Annotated in this window: 24 protein-coding genes; 15 read left to right on the plus strand and 9 right to left on the minus strand. The window is 66.2% G+C overall.

Annotated features, from left to right (window positions below):
• The 6 genes from HZB53_01855 to HZB53_01880 all read left to right on the plus strand — a co-directional run bounded on the left by HZB53_01855 (position 1) and on the right by HZB53_01880 (position 4,718).
• Complete coding sequence (locus HZB53_01855; protein MBI5876368.1) at positions 1–573, plus strand: histidine phosphatase family protein; 573 nt, start codon at positions 1–3, stop codon at positions 571–573.
• Between the two features lie 254 nt (positions 574–827).
• Positions 828–1,793: a molecular chaperone TorD family protein gene (locus tag HZB53_01860; protein ID MBI5876369.1), complete on the plus strand. Its 966-nt coding sequence runs from the start codon at positions 828–830 to the stop codon at positions 1,791–1,793.
• An 18-nt stretch (positions 1,794–1,811) separates the two neighbouring features.
• Positions 1,812–2,372 (plus strand): hypothetical protein, encoded by a 561-nt coding sequence (locus HZB53_01865; GenBank protein ID MBI5876370.1) that lies wholly within the window; start codon positions 1,812–1,814, stop codon positions 2,370–2,372.
• Between the two features lie 23 nt (positions 2,373–2,395).
• The gene (locus HZB53_01870) at positions 2,396–3,397 is read left to right on the plus strand and encodes a DUF2270 domain-containing protein (protein MBI5876371.1); all 1,002 of its coding nucleotides are present in this window, start codon (positions 2,396–2,398) and stop codon (positions 3,395–3,397) included.
• Positions 3,398–3,433: 36 nt separating this feature from the next.
• Complete coding sequence (locus HZB53_01875) at positions 3,434–4,279, plus strand: sulfite exporter TauE/SafE family protein (GenBank protein ID MBI5876372.1); 846 nt, start codon at positions 3,434–3,436, stop codon at positions 4,277–4,279.
• A gap of 1 nt (position 4,280) precedes the next feature.
• Positions 4,281–4,718 carry a DUF1634 domain-containing protein gene (locus HZB53_01880; GenBank protein ID MBI5876373.1) on the plus strand — a complete coding sequence of 146 codons (438 nt, stop codon included), beginning with the start codon at positions 4,281–4,283 and terminating at the stop codon, positions 4,716–4,718.
• A gap of 171 nt (positions 4,719–4,889) precedes the next feature.
• On the opposite strand, the gene HZB53_01885 is transcribed toward HZB53_01880, so the two are convergent.
• Positions 4,890–5,291: a carboxymuconolactone decarboxylase family protein gene (locus HZB53_01885; GenBank protein MBI5876374.1), complete on the minus strand. Its 402-nt coding sequence runs from the start codon at positions 5,289–5,291 to the stop codon at positions 4,890–4,892.
• Between the two features lie 262 nt (positions 5,292–5,553).
• On the opposite strand from HZB53_01885, the gene HZB53_01890 reads away from it, so the two are divergent.
• The 9 genes from HZB53_01890 (at position 5,554) to HZB53_01930 (ending at position 12,899) form a co-directional block, all read left to right on the plus strand.
• Entirely contained in the window at positions 5,554–6,507 is a 954-nt protein-coding gene (locus tag HZB53_01890) for a cyclase family protein (GenBank protein ID MBI5876375.1), read from the plus strand.
• A 23-nt stretch (positions 6,508–6,530) separates the two neighbouring features.
• The gene (locus HZB53_01895) at positions 6,531–6,908 is read left to right on the plus strand and encodes an SMI1/KNR4 family protein (protein MBI5876376.1); all 378 of its coding nucleotides are present in this window, start codon (positions 6,531–6,533) and stop codon (positions 6,906–6,908) included.
• A gap of 165 nt (positions 6,909–7,073) precedes the next feature.
• Complete coding sequence (locus tag HZB53_01900; protein ID MBI5876377.1) at positions 7,074–7,652, plus strand: YdeI/OmpD-associated family protein; 579 nt, start codon at positions 7,074–7,076, stop codon at positions 7,650–7,652.
• Positions 7,653–7,717: 65 nt separating this feature from the next.
• Positions 7,718–7,999, plus strand: coding sequence for an SMI1/KNR4 family protein (locus HZB53_01905; protein MBI5876378.1), 282 nt, complete (start codon positions 7,718–7,720; stop codon positions 7,997–7,999).
• Positions 8,000–8,109: 110 nt separating this feature from the next.
• Entirely contained in the window at positions 8,110–8,514 is a 405-nt protein-coding gene (locus tag HZB53_01910; GenBank protein ID MBI5876379.1) for a nuclear transport factor 2 family protein, read from the plus strand.
• 41 nt (positions 8,515–8,555) lie between these two features.
• Positions 8,556–8,834: a DUF4404 family protein gene (locus HZB53_01915; protein ID MBI5876380.1), complete on the plus strand. Its 279-nt coding sequence runs from the start codon at positions 8,556–8,558 to the stop codon at positions 8,832–8,834.
• A 670-nt stretch (positions 8,835–9,504) separates the two neighbouring features.
• Positions 9,505–10,746, plus strand: coding sequence for an SPFH domain-containing protein (locus HZB53_01920; protein MBI5876381.1), 1,242 nt, complete (start codon positions 9,505–9,507; stop codon positions 10,744–10,746).
• Positions 10,743–11,960 (plus strand): hypothetical protein, encoded by a 1,218-nt coding sequence (locus tag HZB53_01925; protein ID MBI5876382.1) that lies wholly within the window; start codon positions 10,743–10,745, stop codon positions 11,958–11,960. Before HZB53_01920 ends, HZB53_01925 begins: the two co-directional genes overlap by 4 nt.
• A 3-nt stretch (positions 11,961–11,963) precedes the next feature.
• On the plus strand, positions 11,964–12,899 hold the full coding sequence (locus HZB53_01930) for a pseudouridine-5'-phosphate glycosidase (protein ID MBI5876383.1): 936 nt from the start codon (positions 11,964–11,966) through the stop codon (positions 12,897–12,899).
• Positions 12,900–13,135: 236 nt separating this feature from the next.
• Here HZB53_01930 and HZB53_01935 read toward each other — a convergent pair whose 3' ends face one another.
• From HZB53_01935 to HZB53_01970, 8 genes are all read right to left on the minus strand, one after another.
• Complete coding sequence (locus tag HZB53_01935; protein MBI5876384.1) at positions 13,136–13,843, minus strand: PIG-L family deacetylase; 708 nt, start codon at positions 13,841–13,843, stop codon at positions 13,136–13,138.
• A gap of 86 nt (positions 13,844–13,929) precedes the next feature.
• A complete protein-coding gene (locus HZB53_01940) occupies positions 13,930–14,787 on the minus strand; it encodes a hypothetical protein (GenBank protein ID MBI5876385.1) in 858 nt (285 codons plus the stop codon).
• The gene (locus HZB53_01945; GenBank protein ID MBI5876386.1) at positions 14,780–15,454 is read right to left on the minus strand and encodes a class I SAM-dependent methyltransferase; all 675 of its coding nucleotides are present in this window, start codon (positions 15,452–15,454) and stop codon (positions 14,780–14,782) included. Before HZB53_01945 ends, HZB53_01940 begins: the two co-directional genes overlap by 8 nt.
• A gap of 25 nt (positions 15,455–15,479) precedes the next feature.
• Positions 15,480–16,808: an exo-alpha-sialidase gene (locus HZB53_01950; protein ID MBI5876387.1), complete on the minus strand. Its 1,329-nt coding sequence runs from the start codon at positions 16,806–16,808 to the stop codon at positions 15,480–15,482.
• 182 nt (positions 16,809–16,990) lie between these two features.
• Positions 16,991–19,060 carry a thioredoxin domain-containing protein gene (locus tag HZB53_01955; protein ID MBI5876388.1) on the minus strand — a complete coding sequence of 690 codons (2,070 nt, stop codon included), beginning with the start codon at positions 19,058–19,060 and terminating at the stop codon, positions 16,991–16,993.
• The gene (locus HZB53_01960) at positions 19,057–19,338 is read right to left on the minus strand and encodes a hypothetical protein (GenBank protein MBI5876389.1); all 282 of its coding nucleotides are present in this window, start codon (positions 19,336–19,338) and stop codon (positions 19,057–19,059) included. Before HZB53_01960 ends, HZB53_01955 begins: the two co-directional genes overlap by 4 nt.
• 101 nt (positions 19,339–19,439) lie before the next feature.
• Positions 19,440–20,804 (minus strand): aminotransferase class III-fold pyridoxal phosphate-dependent enzyme, encoded by a 1,365-nt coding sequence (locus HZB53_01965; GenBank protein ID MBI5876390.1) that lies wholly within the window; start codon positions 20,802–20,804, stop codon positions 19,440–19,442.
• A gap of 97 nt (positions 20,805–20,901) precedes the next feature.
• Positions 20,902–22,128 carry an MFS transporter gene (locus HZB53_01970; GenBank protein ID MBI5876391.1) on the minus strand — a complete coding sequence of 409 codons (1,227 nt, stop codon included), beginning with the start codon at positions 22,126–22,128 and terminating at the stop codon, positions 20,902–20,904.
• Positions 22,129–22,281 lie beyond the last annotated feature (153 nt).

Below are 22,281 nucleotides of genomic sequence, written 5' to 3' on the forward strand. Positions count from 1 at the left end.
ATGCGCACACTCTATCTCGTCCGCCACGGCAACTACATTCCTGAGCAGGACTCGCCGGACGACCTGGCCAACGGCCTGACTGCGCTCGGCCGCCGCCAGGCCAAGCTCGCGGCAAAACGACTGGCCCGCCTGCCGATTGCGGCCATCCATCACAGCGACCTGCGCCGCGCCGCCGAAACGGCGCAGATCATCTCCGCCGCGCTGCCGGATGTGCCGTGCCGCGCGACCCGCATGCTGCGCGAGTGCCTGCCGGGCATGCCGGCCGGCATGGACGAGTCCTTCGCCGATGTGCCGGCCGACGAACTGGCCGACGGCGTGGCGCAGATCGACGCCGTCTTCGCCCGCTACTTCAAGCCGTCGCGCGGCGAGCGCCATGAAATCATTGTCGCGCATGGCAACCTGATCCGCGCGCTGGTCCTGCGCGCGCTGGGCGCGCCCGGTGAGTTGTGGATGAACCTCGACATCCACCAGTGCGGTATCAGCATCGTGCAGATCGTTCCCACCGGCGAGGCGCAGCTGCTGGCACACAACGACACCGGCCATCTGCCGCCGAATCTGCTCACGTTCATCTAGCACACGCCGGCGGTGACAACATGTTCGTCATTCCGGCATGAATTTGGCCGGAATCCACTCGGCGGAGCACCGCAAGAATTCGCGGGCTGGTGATTGAAGTGGATGCCGGCTTACTACGTGCCGGCATGACGATCCTGATCGCATCGGGCGCTTGCTCGCCAGTGTGAGTTCTCACCCGCGTCCGCCCGTAATCCGCGCTATAATCGAATCATGTCTCTCGTGTCCCGCGGGTTCGCGGTGGTGCTGCGCGCGCTATGAATGACGCCGAGCGCTGGGCGTGCCTGTCGCGCCTCTGGCTGCACGAGCCGGACGCGGCAGCGCTTGCGGCGTGGCGCGCGCTTGCGCCGCAGGAACCGCGCGGCGAATCGTCCGAGTTGGCCCCGGCCTACGCCGACCTCTTTCTGCTCAACGTGTGGCCGTATGGCACGGCGTACACCGATCATTGGGGCGAGATCAACACGGCCGAGGCGCAATCGACAGCGGCGCTTTTCGCGCAGGCCGGTTACGCGCCGCGCGAATTGTCCGAGGTTGGCGCGCCCGACCATCTTGGCCTCTGCCTCGGCTTGCTGTCGCACCTGGTCCGCGATCGGGCAGAGGCGTCGGCGTCGTTCCTATCGCATCTGGCGGCGTGGGCGCCGCTGTGCTGTTTCGCCGCCGAGCGCGATCCATCGGCGCACGCGTTCTATCGCGCGCTGGCACGCTTGACGCGCGAGGCGGTGCTGGACGAGGCGCAGGCGCGCCTCGCTCGTGCGGCGTCCGTGGCCGGGCTGCCGTTGCCGGCAGACGGTGGCGTGGCGTCCGCTGACGAAGTGCGCGTGCGCGACATCGTGCGCTTCCTGCTGGCACCGGCGCGCTGCGGCCTGTTCCTGTCGCGCGCGCGGCTCGGCAGCATGGCGCGTTCGCTCGATCTGCGCCTGCCGTTCGGGTCGCGCTTCGACGTGGCGCAGTGGCTGCTGACCGGCGCGGGCGAGGGCGGCCGCCTGTATGACCTGCTTGCGCTCCTGCGCGCCGATACCGAGAGCTGGGCCGACGCCTACGGTGCGTGGGCCGCGCGCTGGCCGGTGTGGTCCGCTTCGTCAACGCTCTGGCAGTGCCGCATCGAAACGACCCGCCGCCTGCTCGATCAGATGGAGCAGCAGGCGCGCGAGGGAGTGCCCGTGGAATTCGCCGCGCCGGGCGACGAGGAGCCGTCCGCTGGCGGTTTGCCCGATGGGGCGTGAACGCGAAAGGACTGACTTATGACGACGAAAAAAGTTGTTGCGCTGGTGCTGGTGACGAACTTGCTCTGCCTGGTGGTGCTGGGCGGCATCATGCTGTCGACGCCGAAAGCGCAAGCGAGCGCGCCGGCGACGGCTTCGCTGGTCGGGCCGTACTACATTACCTTCTCGGGAGCGGATTTCCATTCTTACAGTGATAGTTTCGCCATCACACGGGCCGCGTATGCCGTGGTGCGCAATACGTCATATGGCATTGGCGTGGCCGGCCTGCATCTACCCAGCGGGGCGGTGTTGGCGCAGGTTGCCAACGATAGCGATGTCGTGTCCGTTGGCGGCAGCAAGACACAGGTGCTTGTGCTCGCGTGCCCGATTGGTGATATCAATTGCCCGGAACTGGGCCGTGCTGAGCAGACCACATGGGGCCGCCACACGGCCACCGGTTCGCTCGGCAATGTGACAGTGGATGACCAGAACAAGGCTTACTTCGTGCAGGTCAATTTGCCTGACGATAGCTCCTTCTTCTATGCACGCATAGAATACAGCCTGCCGGCCCCGGTCTTCCTGCCGGCGATCATGCGTTAGTTTCGCTGCATTGGCACGTGGCCATGAACAATACGAACCCGACGCCGCACCCGCCGGCCGGCGACGAGCCGGTCTGGACCTTCCGCGGCTACACGATGCGCCCTGCGGAGTTCAACACCGCGATGGTGCACTTCTATCGCGCCGAAATCCAGCGCGCGAACACCTGGCGCAACCGCCTCGACACGACGACCAACTGGGCGATCATCACCGCCGGCGCGGCAATCTCGTTCTCGCTGAGCGAGCCGAGCCGCCATCACGGCCTGCTCCTGCTGAACATCGCGCTGATCGTCATCCTCCTGTTCATCGAGGCGCGCCGCTACCGCTACTACGAGTTGTGGAGCCAGCGCACGCGCCTGATGGAGACGGAGTTCTTCGCGGCGATGCTGGTGCCGCCGTTCGCGCCGTCGCCGGAATGGGCCGGCGCGCTGGCAGCGTCGCTGCTGAAACCGAAGTTCCCGATCAGCACGTGGGAAGCGGTCGGCCGCCGCCTGCGCCGCAACTACTTCGCCATCTTCGCCGTGCTGATCCTGGCCTGGCTGTTCAAGAATTATACTCAACCGCAGGCCCTCGAGTTTCCTGCGCCGGTGACGTGGGGCAGCTTTGTCGCCAATGCACGCATTGGCACCTTGCCGGGGGAACTGGTGATCTCCGCGCTCGTGCTCTTTTCGCTGCTGCTGGTCATCACCGGCATCGCGACGACGGCCTTGCAGAATGCGCCGGGCGAGGTGTTGCCGGAGCAGAGCCTGATGGAGCGCCTGCATTTGACCAAAGAGCGCAAGAAGCACGCGCCGCCGTCCGCGCCGCCACGGGCCGGCCGTTTTGTCGCGCTCATCGTATCGGCAAATGGCGCGGCCGTCAGCGCGCGGGTGCGCACCGACCTGGGGTGCGACCTGTCGCCCATGAACGGCGACGGACAGCCGTCGGTGCTGGTCGGCACGCTGCCCGGCGGCGAGGTCGAGCGCTTCCGGCGCGCGGCCGCCGCCGCTGATCCGGCGGCAACGGTCGTGGTGATGCCGACCGCTTGAGTGAGGCGCTGTTTGGCGCGTGGGAGGGAGCAGGTCATGAGTGTCATCGTGTTTCTAGTGGCGACGTTTCTGGTATCTGTCGGCGCCGGTATCTTCGGCGCGCTGCTCGGTCTGGGCGGCGGCGCCATTCTGGTGCCGATCCTGACGCTGGTGCTCGGTATCAACATCCATTACGCCATCGGCGCGAGCATCGTGTCGGTCATCGCGACCTCGTCGGGCGCGGCGGCCGCCTATCTGCGCGACGGCGTGACCAACATGCGGGTCGCGATGTTCCTGGAGATGGCGACGACCGTCGGCGCGATCACCGGCGCGTTCGTCGCCGTCTACATCGGCGGGCCGGGCCTGTTCATCGTGTTCGGTCTCGTACTGTTGTATTCCGCGCTGGCCATGTTCCGCCGCCGCAACACCGAGCTGCCGGTCGGCGTCCAGATGGGGCCGCTGGCGAACTTCCTGCACCTGGGCAGCTCGTACTACGATACGGCGCTGCATCAGGAGGTGACGTACAACGTGCGCGGCGCGCGCTACGGCCTGCCGCTCATGTTCGTGGCCGGCGCGGTGTCGGGCCTGCTCGGCATCGGCAGCGGCGTGCTCAAGGTGCCCGCCATGGACATCGCGATGAAGCTGCCGATGAAGGTCTCGACGGCCACGAGCAACCTGATGATCGGCGTGACGGCGGCCGCCAGCGCGGGCGTCTACTTCATGCGCGGCCAGATCAACCCGTTCATCGCCGCGCCGGTCGCGCTCGGTGTGCTGATCGGCGCGACCATCGGCACCCGCATCATGATGCGCACGCGCAGCACGCAGTTGCGCTGGGTGTTTATCATCGTCCTGGTGTTCACGGCCGCGCAGATGCTGGTGAAGGGCCTGGGGATCCAATTCTGATATGAACGAGCATGGTGATGCCGTCCACGACACGACGGCCGAGCTTCTCAAGATCGAATTGTTCATCGCGCAGTTGCTGCGCATCGGCGTGCTGATCAGCTTCGTTATCGTGCTGATCGGCATCGTCGGGGTCATTGTGACCGACCAGACCGGCTACCACACGATCAACCTGAACGACCTGGACAGCATCATCGCGTACCGCGCAGGGCATCCCGACTTTCCGAATACCGTCGGCGATGTGCTGAGCGGCGTGCTCGGCTTCAAGCCGTACGCCGTGATCTCGCTGGGCCTGCTGGTGCTGATCGCGATACCGGTCGTGCGCGTGGCGGTGTCGATCGCTGCGTTCATGCGCCAGCGCGACTGGCTGTACGTCGGCATCACCGTCTTCGTGCTGGTGATGCTGCTGCTGAGCTTCGCACTGGGCGAGGCGGGCGGCTAGCCGCCGGACGGGCGCGGCCCACGGCTGCGGTTCACAGCGCGCGGTGATTTGGCGTCTTGCCACTGGCCCGCCGGGTTTCCAATGCCCGGTGGGTCTATCCAATTTTACGCGCGCGAGCCACGTTTACGCCTGCACCGAGTGTACCGACACCAGCGGGACAGGGGAATCGCGTCAGCGCGGGTACGTCGGCGTCACGTCCGGCTCGATCTGATAACCGTTGGCGACGCGGTTGGTGGCGTTAAACGCCGCGATCACCGTGTACAACTCGCCCAGCATCTCCTCGTCGAGCCCGAGCTTCTGCGCGGCGGCCGTGTGCGAATGCAGGCAGTACGCGCAGTTGTTGGTCGCGCTGACGGCGATGGCGATCATCTCCTTCGTCAGCGGGTCGATGCGCCCGGGCTTCAGTGCGTTCTTCACCATCTCCCACATCTGCTTCAGCAGGGACGGCGAGGTAGCGATCATCTTCCAGAAATTGTTGACCGCCTTCACCTTGCGCGATGCCATGATATCGTCATAGACCGCGCGCACCTCGGGGCCGGCGTCGGCGTATTCGACCAGTCTGACCAGTGCCATGTTGTCGCTCCTTGCTTGGGGGATGACGCGATTATAGACGGCGCGGTGCGGCGCGCCAAACATGGGCGGCGCATGAACCATTCGGAAAGCCGTCTCCGCGCCAGTCGCGTGCCGCGAACTGGTCGTGGTTCTTGCGTCGCTCGCGTACCCTGAGCCTGTCGACGGGTGGCAGCATCGTCGGCTATTCGCCGCCACGTACGGGCACAGGTATAATTTCCGCCAATAGCGGGTGTCGCCCGCAATCCATCCGGAGCACAAAGCCATGAGTCAATCCCTGCCTGCGTTCGACCACCTGCCATTCAAACCCGGCAACCCGCCGCGCTCGTCGTGGGGGCTGTGGGGCAATGACGACCAACTCGGCACAATCAACCTGCTGACGCCGGAGCGCGTCGCCGCCGCCGCGAAACTGGTGCGTAAGGGCGTGACGTTCGCGCTCAACTGGGAACTGGAGAAGCCGAGCACGCCGCTCTTTTTCCGCCAGACCCTGCGCCACACGATCACCAATCGGCGCGGCGCCGGGCATGACGACATCTACGACAGCTTCAACACGCAAGCCAGCACGCAGTGGGACGGGTTGACGCACGTCGGGCACCCCGACTACGGCTTCTATAACGGCGTGACCAATGAGCAGATCACCGGCGAGCCGGGCACGCGCAACGGTATCGAGCACTGGGCGCGGCGCGGCATCGCCGGGCGCGGCGTGCTGGTCGATTTTGCGCGCTGGGCGCGCGCCGGCGGCGTGACGTACGACGCCGGCAGCGATTACCGCATCACGGTCGCGCAGATTCAGGAAGCCGCCCGGTCGCAGGCTGTGACGTTCCAGACCGGCGACATCCTGCTCTTCCGTACCGGCTGGATGGAGTGGTACCTCGCCCAGTCCGACAAGGCGCGGTTCGATTTGGGACACTCGACGGCGTTCACCTGCCCCGGACTGGCGCAGAACGAGGACACGCTGCGCTTCCTGTGGGACAACCACTTTGCGGCGGTCGCCTCGGACAACACCTCGGTCGAGGCGTGGCCGCCCGATCCGAAGTTCGGCTTTCTGCATCGCACGCTGATCCCGCTGTTCGGCCTGCCGCTCGGCGAGATGTTCAACCTCGAACCGCTCGCCGCCGCCTGCGCCGCGGACGGCGTGCACGAGTTCTTCTTTACGTCTGCGCCGCTGAACAAGCTGGGCGGCGTGGCCAGTCCGCCCAACGCGCTGGCAATCAAGTAGCAACTAGCGACTAGTTGATCTCCCTGGGGAGGGGGAACCATGACGTCCCGTACTGCAAGCGCGGCGCGGCCGAGCGCGCGCTCGGTGTGTGCTTTCACCAGGACTATCGCCGCTTCCTGCTGGAGGCGAGCGACGTAACGTTCGGCGCGCTGGAAGCGGCGCAGGTCACGCCTGACGCCGAGCGGCTGTACCTGGTCGACATGGCCGACGAGGCGCACGAATCGATGGATTTGCCGGAGCGGTTGCTGCCGATCTGCGAGGACAACGGCGACTATTACTGCATGCGCGCCAGCGGCAAGTCGAGCGAGGTGATCTACTGGTCGCACGACGGCAGCACCGACGAGCGCTGGCCCGACCTCGACGCGTGGATCGCGGAGGTGTGGATCGGGGAGAACGGGTAGGCGAGGAAGACCGCGCCGGTTTGGGAAACTCGCGCGGTCAGGACGATGCGGGTAATCACCGGCAGCCGCGCCGTTTACAGCCAACCGACTGCGCGGCCATAATGACCATGAGGCCGCACAACGTCGACGATGCTGCGCAGGCGCACACAGGGAGAGAGCAAACGCATGAATCCGAAAGTGGATGCATTTATCGAGCGGGCCGGCCAGTGGCAGGCCGAATTTGAGCAACTGCGCGCGATTGTGCTGGAGAGCCAGCTTGCCGAGGAACTGAAATGGGGCGTGCCGTGCTACACGCTGGAGGGCAAGAACATTGTTTTGATGCACGGGTTTAAGGAATACTGCGCGCTCCTGTTCGTCAAAGGCGCTCTGCTAAAGGATGCCAAGGGCATTCTCATCATCCAGACGGAGAACGTGCAGTCGGCCCGCCAGGTTCGGTTCAAGAGCGTCAAGGAGATCGCCAAACTGCGATCCACCCTGAAAGCCTATATCCGCGAGGCGATCGAGGCGGAGAAGTCCGGCCTCAAAGTCGCCATGAAACCGACGGCCGAGTTCAAGATGCCCGACGAGTTCCGCAGCGCGCTGGATGAGAACCCGGCCTTGCAAAAGGCCTTTGATGCGCTGACTCCGGGGCGGCAACGAGCGTATCTCCTCTACTTCTCCGCGCCCAAGCAATCCAAAACCCGGCTGTCGCGCATTGAAAAGTACACGCAGCCAATCCTCAAAGGCAAGGGGCTGAACGATTAGCGCGACCCCGGAAACCGCCTAACCACTGAACGCGGCGACAGACGCTGGACGACCGGAAAGGAGCGATGTGCGGGCGGGCGGGCCACGCTCGAACAGCCGGGCGAGCCGGAGCCGCACCACGCACGCGGCCTGCGCGAGCAGTTGCCGCCGTCAGCGAGCGCTTCGAGGACGAGCATGCCGAACTGGTGCTGGCGATCTGCGGGGGCAACGGCGACTACGACTGCATGCGCGCCAGTGGCAGATCGAGCGAGGTTGTCTTCTGGGCGCACGACGATGGCGCCAGTGATGAGCGCTGGCCTGATCTGGCGGCGTGGATTGAACCGGTGTGGATCGGGGAGAACGGATAGGAAAGCGCGCAGCCATGAAAAGCGGACGCACCGACCGGCGGGCATGGTCGCCCGACGTGTGCTATACTCAGATTGTCGACCGTTCAGCAGATGGCATGGAGGATCTGAACATGTCCAGCGAATCGTCCAATCTGGAGCTTGTACGCCGCTACCTGGCCGCCATCGAGCACGGCGCCGAAGGCGAATTGCTCGCGGCGTTCTTCACGCCGGACGTGGTCTTTGAGGAAAAACCCAACCGGCTGGCGCCTAACGGATCACAGCAGGACTTGTCGGCGATGCAGGCGGCCGCGGCGCGCGGGAAGCGGGTCATCGCGGCGCAGCGCTACGAAATCCAGAACGCGCTTGCCTCCGGCGATCAAGTCGCGCTGGAAGTCGTCTGGAGCGGCATTCTGGCCATACCGTTCGGCACGCTCCCCGCGGGCGGCAGCCTGCGCGCCCACTTCGCAATTTTTCTCGAATTTCGCGATGGCCGGATTGCCCGCCAGCGCAACTACGACTGCTTCGAGCCCTGGTAGCGCGACGACGGCCCGCCAGCCTCGATGGAAAGGACGACGCCATGAGCCAACCACAGAACCCGCTGCGCCAGTCGCTGGAAAATCTGCGTGACCGGGCCGCGGAGACTCAGCCGAACGGCGAGAAGGCCCAGCAGGCACTGGCCGACCTGCAGGCGGGCGTGCAGGCGACGCTCGCCCAACCCGGCGCGCCGGAAGCGCAGCACGTCCACGGACTGCGCGAGCAACTGACGGCGGCGATTGAGCACTTTGAAGACGAGCATGCAGAGTTGACGCTCGCGATCGGGCAGGTGCTGGACAACCTGGCGGCCATCGGCCTGTAACGCGCGACGGACGCCGCACAGAGAACGACCACGGGGCACCCTCGGATGAGGGTGCCCCGTGGTGCGTGCTTTGCGCTCTATTGTGTATTGGTCAGTAGCATGAGGTATACTGGAAAACTGTCGGAGGGCAAGAAGCCAGCCGCGGCATGACAACCCGTCATTCCGGCGCGATTTTAGCCGGAATCCCGTCTGGACAACCACGGCCTGGACGTTTGCCACATGCGGATATAGATGCCGGCTTACTACACGCCGGCATGACGGACTGCAGAGTTCCGACAGTTCGTCGGTATACCGCGTGCGTCTCACAGCCAGCACTTGCAGCAATTCTCATTTTGGAGTCGGCCGCCAGGTGGCCTCCTCATCCCCTGGCCCCTGCTCCCCCGCGCGCGCGGGGGAGCAGGGGAAAAGCTAACGGGGAGGGCAACGCCGCTTTCTTGTCGAGCCAGCATGCGTGACAAGCACCAGGGGGGCCAGTTCATAGCAAGCTGGCAATGGAAAGTACCCGCCCAAGGCCAAAATGAGAATTGCTGCAGCACTTGAAGCCGCCCGTAAAACACGCTAGAATCAGGACAGTAATCGGCCGCGTTTCGCCGCCTTGACGCGATGCACCGCAGCGGCCGGAGAGCGCATTGTGCACGCCCGCGCCGGTCGGACCGGCACCTGGTTGCCCATGAAACGAAAGATTAACAGGATTGTGACCCACCATGCCGGCCCGCTGGCCGACACAGGCCGCCGCGGCGGGGTGATTTGGGGACTGCTCGGTGCGCTGGCTGTGTCCGCGCTGCTCACCTCGCCGTTCCTGCTGGGGCTTGGCATCCTGGCGGCGGGCGCGGCGTTGTTCGTGCTCGCGTCATTTGCCGCCTCACTGTATATGGTGCGCCTGCCGTATGCCACGCGGTCAGACCGCATCTATGGCTGGATGGCCTTCATCGGCTGGCTCCTCGGCTGGCAGCGCAGTTCATACCTCATCGAGAATGTCACGACGCGCCGCACGATCCCGAGCGGCGCCGGTTTGCTGCCCGGTATCGTGCTGGTAGACGGCCACAGCGTGCTGGTCACCAAACAGTTTTCCTACCACCATCGCGTGCTGGGCCCCGGCGTACACTTCACGCAGGCGCTCGAGTCCGTGCCGGTATACGGCGACGGCGGCGAGCCGGCGCGCGTGCACGAGGCGATCGACCTGCGGCGGCAGATGCGCTCGGTGGCGCTGCTGGCGCAGACACGCGACGGCCTGTTCGTCAATGCCAATCTCTGGACGATCTTCCAGATCGATCGCGATCCGGACCCGGCGCTGGACGAGCACAATTTCTTCCGCTTCTACGAGCAGTCCGTGTACGCCGCCGTCATGGCCGAGCGCGTCGGCGCAAAACAGGGCGAGACGCACGACTGGACAACGCTGCCCGTGACGCTTGGGCGTGATGCTGCGCTCCAGGCGATTTCGACCTACACGCTCGACGAGTTGTACGCACCGCGCGGCGACAGCGACGGCTTCCACCCGATGGACATGCGCCGCAAGCTTGGCGCGGAGATCGCCGAAGCGATCCGCGAACCGCTCAAGGGCAAGGGGATTCAGTTGATCGCAGCGGGCGTGACAAAGATCATGCCGGCCGATGTGCGGGTGACGCAGCAGCGGGTGCTGAACTGGCGCGCCACGCGGCAAACCGTTGTAACCACGCAAGCGGCCGAGGCGACCGCGCTCGTCGAGCAGCAGATGGATGTGGCGCGCAGCAAGGCGCAATTGGGCATCCTGGCCGGCATGCTGACCGGCCTCAAGAGCGTGGACGAGCGCAACCGCCGCATGCTCGTCGCCTTGCGCCTGGCGACGGCGCTGGAAATGATGTTCTCGCGCCGGGCGGGCATGCCGCCGGCGGCTCCCAGGCCGGATGCCGCGACCGGGCAGGGGGGCTCGTGATGGAACCGACCGCCACCCTCCAACTGCTGCAGACCGTTGCGCCGTTCGCGGCCGTCGCCGCCATCGTGGTTCTGATCGGCCTGCCGTTCATGCTGGCCGGCACGTTCAACACGCTGTTGTTTGCGCTGCATCGCAATAGCGCCGACGGAGAAAGCACCGCCAGCTTCGTGCGCGTGGTCAACGGCGCCATCACGCAGGATTCGTCCGCCCACGCGATCCATATGGGCGGACCGGCCGTGCTCATGGTGGATGAGCACAGCGCGGCCGTGCTCGACCGCTTCGGCCATTTCACGCGCGCCGTCGGCGTTGGCGGATACCTGCTGGACCGCTGCGAACGCGTGGCCGGTGTGGCCGATCTACGCCGGCAGGTGCGCACCACGACCTCGCGGGTCTTCACGCGCGATGGCATCCCGGTCGAGTACGAGGTCGAGATCGAGTTCCGCATCATCGGCGACCCCAGCGTGCCGCGCGCGGCGATCGTGCGGCCGAGCGCGATCGAGAAGTTCTTAGAGCGCTTCACCGAGCCGCGCACCCACCAGTCGCTGCCGCGCTACGTGTTCTCGCCGGACGCGGTGCGGCTGGCCGTTTACCCGCTGACCGTGCTGGAGAACGGCGAGCAGTCGCGCTGGAGCGACGTGATTGTGCGGCAGGGCATGGGCGAAATCGACGCCGTCATCGCCAGTTGCCGCTTCGATGAAATCTGCCTGCCGGGCGAGCCTGATAGCGCCGGGCCGCGTCTGGAGCGCTCGATGCGCCGCCGCGTGCAGCGCGAGGCGACGACTGCGGCCGAAACCGTCCTGGCGCGCAATGGCGCCAAACTACTCGGACTCCGCTTCTCGTCGTTCAGATTCGATATGCCGGAGGCGCAAGGCATCCTCGACCAGCATTTCGAGAACTGGCAAGCACACTGGGACAACGTGCTGCGGCTGGCGCTGGCGGAAGGAACCACGAACGCGATCGAGGCGGAGGGCGCTGCGCGGGCCGAGGCGCAGGTGCCGAAGCTGGCGCCGCTCCTGCGCTTCCTGGACAATATCTCGATGACGCCGGCCGGCCGCGAGACCATGCCGATGCTGCGCGCCATCGAGGCGATGGAGCGCATGGCGCTTGACCCGCGCGCATATCGCTTCATGCCGGAGGAAGTCTACGCGCTGCTGCGCGAGATGGGCGCTATCGACGGCGACAACACTTCACCAGAGAACGGCTCAGCCGCCTGAACTATGCCTACTCGCTTCCCGATCCAGGTCCCGGCCGACTTGCTGGCGGCCATTGCCGCCGGCCGCGGCGTGGTGGCACTCGAATCGACCGTCATCGCGCACGGCCTGCCGCGCCCGGAGAACCTGACGACCGCGCGGCGGTTGGAAGCGGTTGTGCGCGCCGAAGGCGGCCTGCCGGCCACGGTCGCCATTCTGGGCGGCCGCCTGCACGCCGGACTGACCGACGCGCAGTTACAGCACCTGGCTAACGATGATGGCATCCGCAAAGTCAGCCGGCGCGACCTGCCCGTGGCGGTTGCGCGCGGCCAGGACGGTGCCACGACCGTGGCGACGACGATGTGGATCGCCGCGCGCGCGGGCATCTCGGTGTTCGCCACCGGCGGCATTGGCGGCGTGCATCGCGGGCATCTGCCGGATATCTCCGCCGACCTGCCCGAGCTGGCGCGCATCCCGATGGTGGTCGTCTGCTCGGGAGCCAAGATCATCCTCGACCTGCCGGCCACGCGCGAATGGCTGGAGACGTACGGGGTGACGGTCGTCGGCTACCAGTGTGACGAGTTCCCGGCGTTCTACTCGCGCCGCAGCGGCCTGCCGGTCGACGTGCGCGCCGACAAGCCCGAGGATGTCGTTGCGATCCTGCGCGCGCGGCGCGCGCTGGACATGCACGGCGCGGTGCTGGTGACCGTGCCGGTCCCGCCGGAGGCGGAAATCCCGATGGAGCAACTGCAGGGGCCGCTCGATCGGGCGCTGGCCGAGGCGGAACAGCAGAACATCACGGGGCGCGCGCTGACGCCGTTCCTGCTGTCGCGCCTCGCCGAGTTCAGCGACGGCGCAACCCTGCGCGCCAACATCGCGCTGCTAGACAACAACGCGCGCACGGCCGCACAGATTGCGCGCGCGATGGAACCGCGCATGGCGCCGATGGGCTTCCCGCGTTAGGGATTATACTGTTTCAGTTTGAGCATGCCCCCAGAACTGGTAGCAAGTGCGGTTGTCACCCCCTCATCCCCTGGCCCCTTCTCTCCCGCGCGCGGGGCGAAGGGGAAAAGCTGATTGGGGATTGGGGAGGGCGGCGATTGCTATATAGTGCTGAAACATACAACAATCGCTTGGGGACATACTCATCACAAAACAATATTACCCTTCGAGTCTTGAAGACCCGAAGGGTTTAAATCTCACGCTCGGTAGAACTTCTCCGCGTACTTCACGCCGATCGGCTTGCCCTGCGCCTGCATCCAATTCTCCAGCCAGTCGAAATTGAACTCCGGGTGGCCGAACTGGCACTCATGCAGGCGCATCGCGTTCATGCGCACATCCCACAGGTGCGAGACATCCACGTGCAGCTCTTCGGGCGCGCCGGCACGCCCGCCAAACAGGAACTGGCGTTTGACCTGGCTCGGGCGGACGCCGCGCCTGAGCTGCTCCGGGCGATAGAGCGGCATTGAGGCCGGAATGAGCGCATCCATCGCGGCCCGGCCCGCCGCGCGGTGATCGGGATGGCCGCCCACCTGCGGGTCGAACGTCATCAGCGTGTCCGGCTGGAAGATGCGGTACTGCTTCGCGATCTGCGCGCGCAGTTCCAGTGACGGCTCCAGTTCGCCGTCGTCGTGCCCGAGGAACACCACGTCCTTGATCCCCAGGTACGCGGCCGCCGCGCGCGCCTCCTTGCGGCGCGTGCGGGCCAGCGACGCGCGCGTGTAGCGCTTCGTGTCATGCGTACCGATGTTGCCGTCGGTGCAGAGCACCTCGATCACCTCGACGCCGCGCTGCGCCATCATGTGAATCGACCCGCCGGCGATCGTCTCCAGATCGTCGGGGTGCGCGGCGACGAAGATCAGCCGCTTGACGTCCTCGAATGGCCACGGTTGCTTGCGCTTGGGCATCGGATCCCCTCCCCAGGGTGAATAGATGCGCCCGTGACGGGTGTCACGGGCGTGTCTGCTGATCGGACTAAACCGGCGGACCGCGTCTACATGCCCGCGTTCTGAATGACCTGCTTGATCTGGGCCAGCACGCCGGCCGCTTTGGCATGCGCATCGTTGGCCGCCGCCAACTGGCTGGTCAGCGACGCAACCTGCGCCTGTAACTCCGCGATCTGGCGCTGCAGGTCGGCCGTGTCATCGGGTGGCGGTATATCGGCGGGCACCGTCAGCGTTATGCTGGCCGTCTGCCCCGCGACGACCGTCACGGATGCGCTGACCGCCGTGCCCGCCACGGTCAGCGTGTATGCGCCGGGCGGCACGTCATCAAACGCAAACGCCCCATCCGCGCCGGCTATTGCGCTGGTGTTGACGTTGCCGCCCGCGAGCAAGACGCTCCGTCCCGCGCCGTTTGTCAGCGTGCCGCGAATCGAGCCGTTGGCCGGAGCGGCGTCGCCTTCAAACAGCGCCTCGCGGAAGACGACCATGAAGGAGTGGTGGCCGAAGGTGTTGCCGGCTTCCTCGTCGGGGTGCTCGGTGCCGAAGCCGACCGCCTTGTCCGACGGCATGCCCAGCGCTTCAATGTCGTAGAAGTTCCCGGCATACATCGGCGTGCTGGTGCCCGGCTCGTTGCCGGGCTTGTCGATCGTGAGGTCGGCGCTGCGCCCGGCCCAGACCAGGCGGCACTTGGCGCCATAACGGCGCGTGCCGTCCATGGCGAGCACGTCCACGTTGAGGTTACGGTTGCCACGGTTCTGGCGGCCGCTCAAATGGTAGGCGTCGACAATCTTCCAGTAGCGGGTGCCGGGCGGCAGGCCGCTGGCGCGCTGAATCGACGCGCCGTACGCGGAAATGTCGCGCAGGCTCATGGGATTGCCGGTATCGCTGTCAATCGGTCGGTCAGGCATCATTGCCTCCTTTGAGCGGTATAGGGTTGTTTTTGGTCGCAATCAGAACTTGCGCATGGCTGCGCGCATCGCCGGTGCGCAGCACCTGCACGTCAAAGCCGGCCTGGCGCAGCGGCCGGGCGCGCTCGTCGCCAATGTCGGACGTGCCCGTGAAGCGAAACGCCAGATTGATCAGCGCGCCGAGCGCGGGCGGCCCGTCCAGCCATCCGGCGTCCACTATGACGATGCGCCCGCCGGGCGCCAGCACGCGCGCCATCTCGGTGATCGCTTGCGGCGACTGCAGGAAGTTCGGCGGGAACGTCAGCACCAGCGAGTCGAATGTACCGGCCGGGTACGGTAGCGCCAGCACACTCGCGCGGGCCAGCCGCAGGCGATGCCCGGCGCGGCGCAGTTTGCCCGCCGTGATGCGCGCCATCTCCAGCGACAGGTCCGCTCCGAACGGCTCGATGTTCGCTGCTCGCATGTCGAGCTGCAGGCTGCCCGTGCCGAAGGCGATCTCCAGCACGCGCGCGCCGCGCAGGTGCGGGATCGCCGCATCGCACCAGGACCGCCAGTGTCCCAGCGAAATCACGGCGCTGACGAAATCGTACGTGAATGCGAACGAGTTGTAAAAGTGATAAAAGGCCCAGCGCAGGAACCGCAGGCGCAGGCTATTCAACGCCGGCACGCTCGCATTATAGCACAAGCGCCGTTCATTTGAGCGCGACGAGCGACCAGGACTGCCCGCCATCGCGAGAGACAGCGACCCGCGCGCCCGTCCCGCCGGCGATGAGCACCGGGCTGGCCCCCGAATCGGGCGAGACGGCCAGACGGTTGAAGCGCGGCGCGCCAGCCGCCTGCGGGTCGGCGCTCCAGTAGCACAGTGGCTGCCAGGTCAGGCCGCCGTCGCGCGTGACCAGTGGCGCCGAGTCGGCCAGCGCGAACGCCGTGCGGTCGCGGCCGAAACCGGTCGAGAACGCCACCGCGCGCACCGGGTAGTCCCCGGCCGTAACCCAGCCCTGCCCCGGCATGCGCTGCCAGATCGCCAGCGCTTCCGCGCGCGCTTTTGCGATTGACGGGAAAACGCGATCACTGTTGCGCGAGACGTACAGCGCGCCCGCCAGGTCGCGCCAGAAGATCGTGCTGTCCTGCGCGTACGCCGGCGAAACCCCGGCCGGGAACGCCGACCCGGCATGCACGAACTCCCAGGTATCGCCCTGCGTGGTCGTCACCATCACATCGCGACGGAAGGTCAGAGCGTCATTGCGCGACGCCCAGACCGCCCGGTCGATGCCGTAGTTCGGCGAGACGAACAGGCCATCCACGGCGTCCACCAGCCAGTCGCGCCACGATGCGCCGCCGTCGAACGAGGCATACACGCCGCGCGGGGCCGACGCACTGGCGAACAGCATCAGGCGGTCGGTGCCAAACGACGGCGACAGCGCGAAATGCCGCGAGACAATGCCCGTCGTGTACCAGCCACTCGGCGTCAGACCCGCCCAACTGGTGCCGCCGTTGAACGAGCGATAGACGCCGCCCGAGCCGACCGCGAAGACGCTGGCATCGCGGGTATACACGGGCGACGCCACAATGTCGTTGACGTACTCGTTAGAGAAGCGCGCGCTCGCCCAGGTGCGCCCTGCATCGTCGGAGATGTAGATCGTCGTGCGCGTCAGCGCGGGCGAGTAGACGGCCGCCCAGGCGCGCTCCGGCGCGGCGGCGACCGCCGTCACATATTCGCCGCTGGCAGCAACCGGGGGCGGCGCCGTAGTGGAGCAGTTGGGCGCAGGAATCGCGGTGGGTCGTGCCGCCTCGGGCGCGGCCGTCGGCACGCGAGTGGGCGCCGTCGTCGAGCCGGGCGCCGCCGGCGGTGATGGCTGCGGCGATGGCACGGTGGACGGAAACGTCGTATGCGAAGGTAGCGGCGCAACCGTCGTTTCGTACGAGGCGGTCGCGGCCGGCCCGGCCGAAGATGGCGTGGGCGCGCAGGCGCTCGACAGCACCGTCAGCGCCAGCAGCCCGTGAACAAGCAAACGAAACATGAGCGAGTTAAATCCCAAGTCCCAAAATCCAAATCCCAAACAGCGGCACGATCAGAGCACATGAAATACAGAAAGCAAGTTCCCTCGCCTGCGACGCCGTTTTTGCGTCGCGGGCGAGGGTTAGGGAGAGGGCCAATTCCGTCATTGAAAACCCCTGAGACTCTACGGCCAACGATTGACCATCAGGCACGCAACTGTTCTTCGAGTTCGCGCGGGTCGGTCACTGGCGCCTGGCAGACGTAGTGCTCGCAGACATAAGCCGTTGCGCGGCCTCCGAACAATGTTTTGCCTTCCAGCAACGGGTATGCCGTTGCGCCCTGCTCATCCGGCGCGTGCAGGATGATCCGGTTCGGCAGATACGGCCGAAACACGGCCGCCGCCAGCGACTGCAGCGCGGCAGAGCCGGCGTCGCCCAGCAAGGCGATCTCGCGCGGCTGCGCGAGATAGAAGTCCAGCACGCCGAGCCACTGCCCGAACCCGCTGGGGTAGCGGCGCATCAACATGCTGACGCCCTTCAGCGACTCGACAACGCGACGCGACGCATCCTCATCGCCGTCGATCGCAGCCAGTTTCAGCAGGACGCCCGCCGCCACCGAGCCGCCCGATGGCGTGGCGTTGTCAAACAGGTCGCGCGGGCGGGTGATCAGCGTTTCATGATCGTCGCTGGTGTCATAGAAGCCGCCGGTCGCGTCGCTCCAGAAGCGCGCAATCATCGCTGCCGCCAGCGAACGCGCATCGGCCAGCCAGCGCGCATCGAACGTCGCCTCGTACAAGGTTATGAAACCGTCCGCCAGATTGGCGTAGTCCTCAAGGTAGGCGTTGAGCTTGGCCTGCCCATCCTTCCATGTGCGCAGCAGCCGGCGCGGGCCATCGCCAGGCGCACTCAGGGTGCGCAAGACGAACTCCGCATTGCGCTCGGCAATCTGTCGGTAGTCGGCGCGATCCAGCACGCGCGATGCCTCGGCGAACGCGCAGAGCATCATGCCGTTCCATGCGGTCAACACCTTCTCGTCGCGGCCGGGCCAGATGCGTTGCGCGCGCGCCGCGTACAGCTTCGGCTTCGCCGCGGCGACCACCGCGCGCAGCCGCTCGACCGGCAGTTTCAACTCGCGCGCAACGGCCTCCGCGTCCTGCGGGACATTCAGGATGTTGTGCTCCTCGAAGTTGCCGGCCTCCGTCACGTCGTAGTAGGCGCACACAATGCGCGCGTCGTCGCGCCCGAGCACCGCCGCGATCTCATCCGGCGTCCAGACGTAGAACTTGCCCTCGACGCCCTCGCTGTCGGCGTCCTGCGTCGCGTAGAAACCGCCGTCCGGGTGCGTCATTTCGCGCGCCACGTAGTCGAGCGTCTCGGCGACGATTTGCGCGTAGAACGGATTGCCGGTCGCCTGGAACGCGTGCAAATAGACGCGCGCCAACTGTGCGTTGTCGTACAGCATCTTCTCGAAGTGCGGCACCAGCCACTGCGCGTCCACGGAGTAGCGGTGGAACCCGCCGCCGATCTGGTCGTACATACCGCCGCGCGCCATGCCCTGCAGCGTCTGCTCGACGATCGCCAGCGCGCCGGGATAGCGCGTGCGGTGATGCGCGCGCAGAATGAACTCCAGGTTCATCGGCTGCGGGAACTTCGGCGCGCCGCCAAAGCCGCCATGCACGCGGTCGAAACTCTGCTCGAACGACACCACCGCATCGTCGAGAATCAGCCGGTTCAGATCCTCGCGTTTCATTTGGACCTGCGCCTGTGACTGCAGCCGCTGCATCAGCTCGGCCGCCGTCTGCGCGACCGTTTCCTTGCGCTTCTCGTACGCGGAGGCGATGCTCTCCAGCACCTGCCGGAACGACGGCAAGCCGTGGCGCGGCGCGGGCGGGTAGTAGGTGCCGCCGTAGAACGGCTTGCCGTCCGGCTGCAGGAACATCGTCATCGGCCAGCCGCCGTGCCCGCTGATCGTCTGCACCGCCTGCATGTAGATGGCATCGATGTCGGGACGCTCTTCGCGGTCGACCTTGATATTGACGAAGTGCTCGTTCATATAACGCGCGGTCGCCTCGTCCTCGAACGACTCGTGCGCCATGACGTGGCACCAGTGGCAGGCCGCGTAGCCGATGCTCAACAGGATCGGCTTGTCCGCGCGGCGCGCGCGCTCCAACGCCTCCGGCCCCCACGGGTACCAGTCGACCGGATTGTGCGCGTGCTGGCGCAGATACGGGCTGGTCTCATGGGCCAGCCGGTTGGTGAATTGCGTGTCGCTCATCCGTCCTTCAGGTTCGCGCGGTTGGCGGCGCGATAACGCGCCGCGGCCCCCCACAACAGCAGCCCGGCCGCCAGCAATGGCACGCCCAGCCACAACAGCGCCATCTCCAGTTCGCGTTCCGGGTGCTCCCCGGCGCGCGTCAGGCTCCAGATCGTGCAGCCGACCGTGAAAGCGAACCCGACGATCAGGAAGCCGAACGTCGCCATGATGATGCTGCTGCCGGGGATGCGCTTGCGGCTGGCCGGTAGATCGTTATCATTCTTGGTTGAGTCGTTCACAGTTAGATATTCCGCGCGGAAACATCGTATCCGCGAATAACGCGAATCTTCGCGAATGAGTTTTGATTAGCGTTGATTCGCGTTATTCGCGGATCGCCGTATCAGACGCGCGTCTCCAGGCGGCCGATGACGTCGTCGAGTACGCTGACGACGCGGTCGATCTCCTCTTTCGTAATGACCAGCGGCGGCGACAACTGGATCACCGGATCCAGCCGGTCGTCGGCGCGGCAGATGACGCCGTTCGCCAGCAACTGGTCGGACAGCCACGCCATGTTGGCCTCGCCGTGCAGCGACTCGCGGGTCGCCTTGTCCTTGACCAGTTCGATGCCGATGAACAGGCCCAGCCCGCGAATGTCGCCCACGATTTTCTGGTGGTCGAGCGCCTCGCGCAGCGCGCCGATCAGGTACGCGCCGGACTCCTGCGCGCGCTGCGGCAGGTTCTCGCGCTCGATGATTGCCAGGTTGGCCAGCGCCGCGGCCGCGCTGACCGGATGCCCGCCGAACGTGATGCCGTGCATGAACTTCTTCGACTCCGCGCCCAGGAACGTGTCGGCGATATCCTTGCGCACGATCGCCGCACCGAGCGGCGAGTAGCCCGAGGTCAGGCCCTTGGCGCAGGTGATGATGTCGGCTTTGACGTTCCAGTGCTCGGTGCCGAACCAGTGCCCAACGCGGCCAAAGCCGCAGATGACCTCGTCCATGATCATGACGATGCCGGTGCGGTCGCACAGCTCACGCACGCGGCGGTAGTAGTCGGGCGCGGGCACGATGCAGCCGCCGGAGTTCTGCACCGGCTCCAGGATGATCGCCGCGATCGTCTCGGCGCCCTCCTGCTCGACGAGCGCCTCGATCTCGCGCACGCACGACAGGTTGCACTGCGACTCGCGCGCGCAGTACGGGCAGCGGTACTCCAGCGCCATCGGCACGTGCCGCGCGCCGGGCACCAGCGGCTCGAACGGTGCGCGCACGCCGCTCAGACCGGTCACCGACAGCGCGCCCATCGTCGTGCCGTGGTAGGCCAGCCGCCGCGAGATCGTCTTGTAGCGCCCCGCGAAGCCGCGCGCGCGCTGGTACTGCTTGCTGATCTTCAGCGCCGACTCGACCGCCTCGCTGCCGCCGCTGACAAAGAACACGCGCGCGTCACGGTTGCCGACGATCGGCGCGCGCTCCGCCAACTGCTCGGCCACCTGCACGGCCGGCTCATTCGGATAGCTGAACGACGAGACGTAGTGGATCTTGAGCGCCTGCGCGTACATGGCGTCGGCGATCTCTTTGCGGCCATAGCCGGCGTTCACGCAGAACAGGCCGGCCAGCGCGTCGATATACGCTTTGCCGTGCTGGTCATACACGGTGGAACCCTCGCCGCGCGTGATGACGAGCGGCGGCTGGTCGATCAGGTTCTGCATCTGGTAGAAATGCAGCCAGGTATGGTCGGCAACGGCTTCATGCAGCTTGGGCTGGGTCATGGCGTCCTCACGAGTATGCAAATGCGTGGCGACGAAGCGGGGCATACTGCGCCCGAGGGATTATAACACGAACGTGAACGGAAAGTTCCGGTCGCCGTCAGGCGTTGGGCGCCGGGCGGCGGAACAGCACGAAGATAAGCACGAGGCCGCCGACAATCAGCGCGGCGGTGAACGGGAAGACGGCGCGCACGCCCCACCACTCCGCGACCAAACCCATGACAAGCGGCGCCAGCGCACTGCCCAGGCTGCCGGTCATGCTGTAGCCACCGACGACCTGTCCGCGCGTCGCCGCCGTCGACTGCTCGGCACAGAACGCCTGCCCCGACGGCAGGTGCATGCCGAACGCGACGCCTTCCGCGACCAGCAGCAGGCCAAGCAGCCACGGATCGGCGCCGATGCTCATCAGGCCGACCGCCCCCAGGGCGATAAACAGCGCCGCCATAATCATGCGGCGCGGCGCGATGCGCGTCGTCAGCGCGCCGCTCGGGAAGCGCGCGCAGGTCGAGCCCACGGCGCGCGCCGAGAACATCGTGTTGACCGCCGCCTGGGTCGATCCCATCTCGGCGACGTAGACGGGAAAGAAGTTGCTCACCGCGCCGTTGAAGATCGTGTTGATCAGCAGGTTGGCCAGGCTGCCCGCCACCAGGTGCGGGTTAGCCAGCATGGCGCGCATGGCATCCCACATCGAAACCGGCGCGCGCAGGGTGCCGATTTCACTGGGCCGCTGCGGTTCGGGCAGCAACCGCCAGCCGATTAGTGCGCCGGCGACCGACACCAGCGACGCCAAGGCGTAGGCCGCCGGCATCCCGGCCTGGGCCGTGATCAGCGTGGCGACCTGCGGCCCCAGCGCAAACCCCACGCCCATCGTGGTCGTATACATGCCGTACGCCAGTCCGCGCTCAGCCGGGGTCACCACGTCGCCGAGCGCGGCGACGCCGATCTGAAACGTCGAGACGAATGCGACGCCGAGCAGGATGCGCCCCGCAAACAGCCAGAGCACGTCGGGCGCGGCGGCAAACAGCGCGGTCGCGATGCCCATGACCGCCATGCCGAGCACGAGCACGCGCTTGCGCCCGCTGCGGTCCGAAGCCAGCCCGATCGGCACCGAGATGAACATTTGCGTGATGCCGACCACGCTGCTGAGCGCGCCGATAACGGCAAACGTCGCGCCCAGACTCTGCGCGTAGAGCGAGAAGGTGGACGAGAGCATGCCGGCGACGAGGTCGGCCATAAAGATCAGATAGCATATGGCGAGCACATCGCGGCGCAACAGCGAGCGGAACGTAGCGGCGAACGTCGGCGGTGGAGCGGTCGGAACGGTCATGGGGTTTGATGAGATTATGTCATTGGCGGCAGGGATAGGCAAATCACCGGGCAGCGGGTTGCGACGAAATTGCCCCGTGAATTTTGCCCAGCAATTCTCAATTTGGCTTTGTACGGGTACTTTCCAATGCCGCTTGCGATGCGCTGGCTCTCA

It is taken from the genome of Chloroflexota bacterium (genome assembly GCA_016235055.1).
GTDB lineage: Bacteria > Chloroflexota > Anaerolineae > JACRMK01 > JACRMK01 > JACRMK01.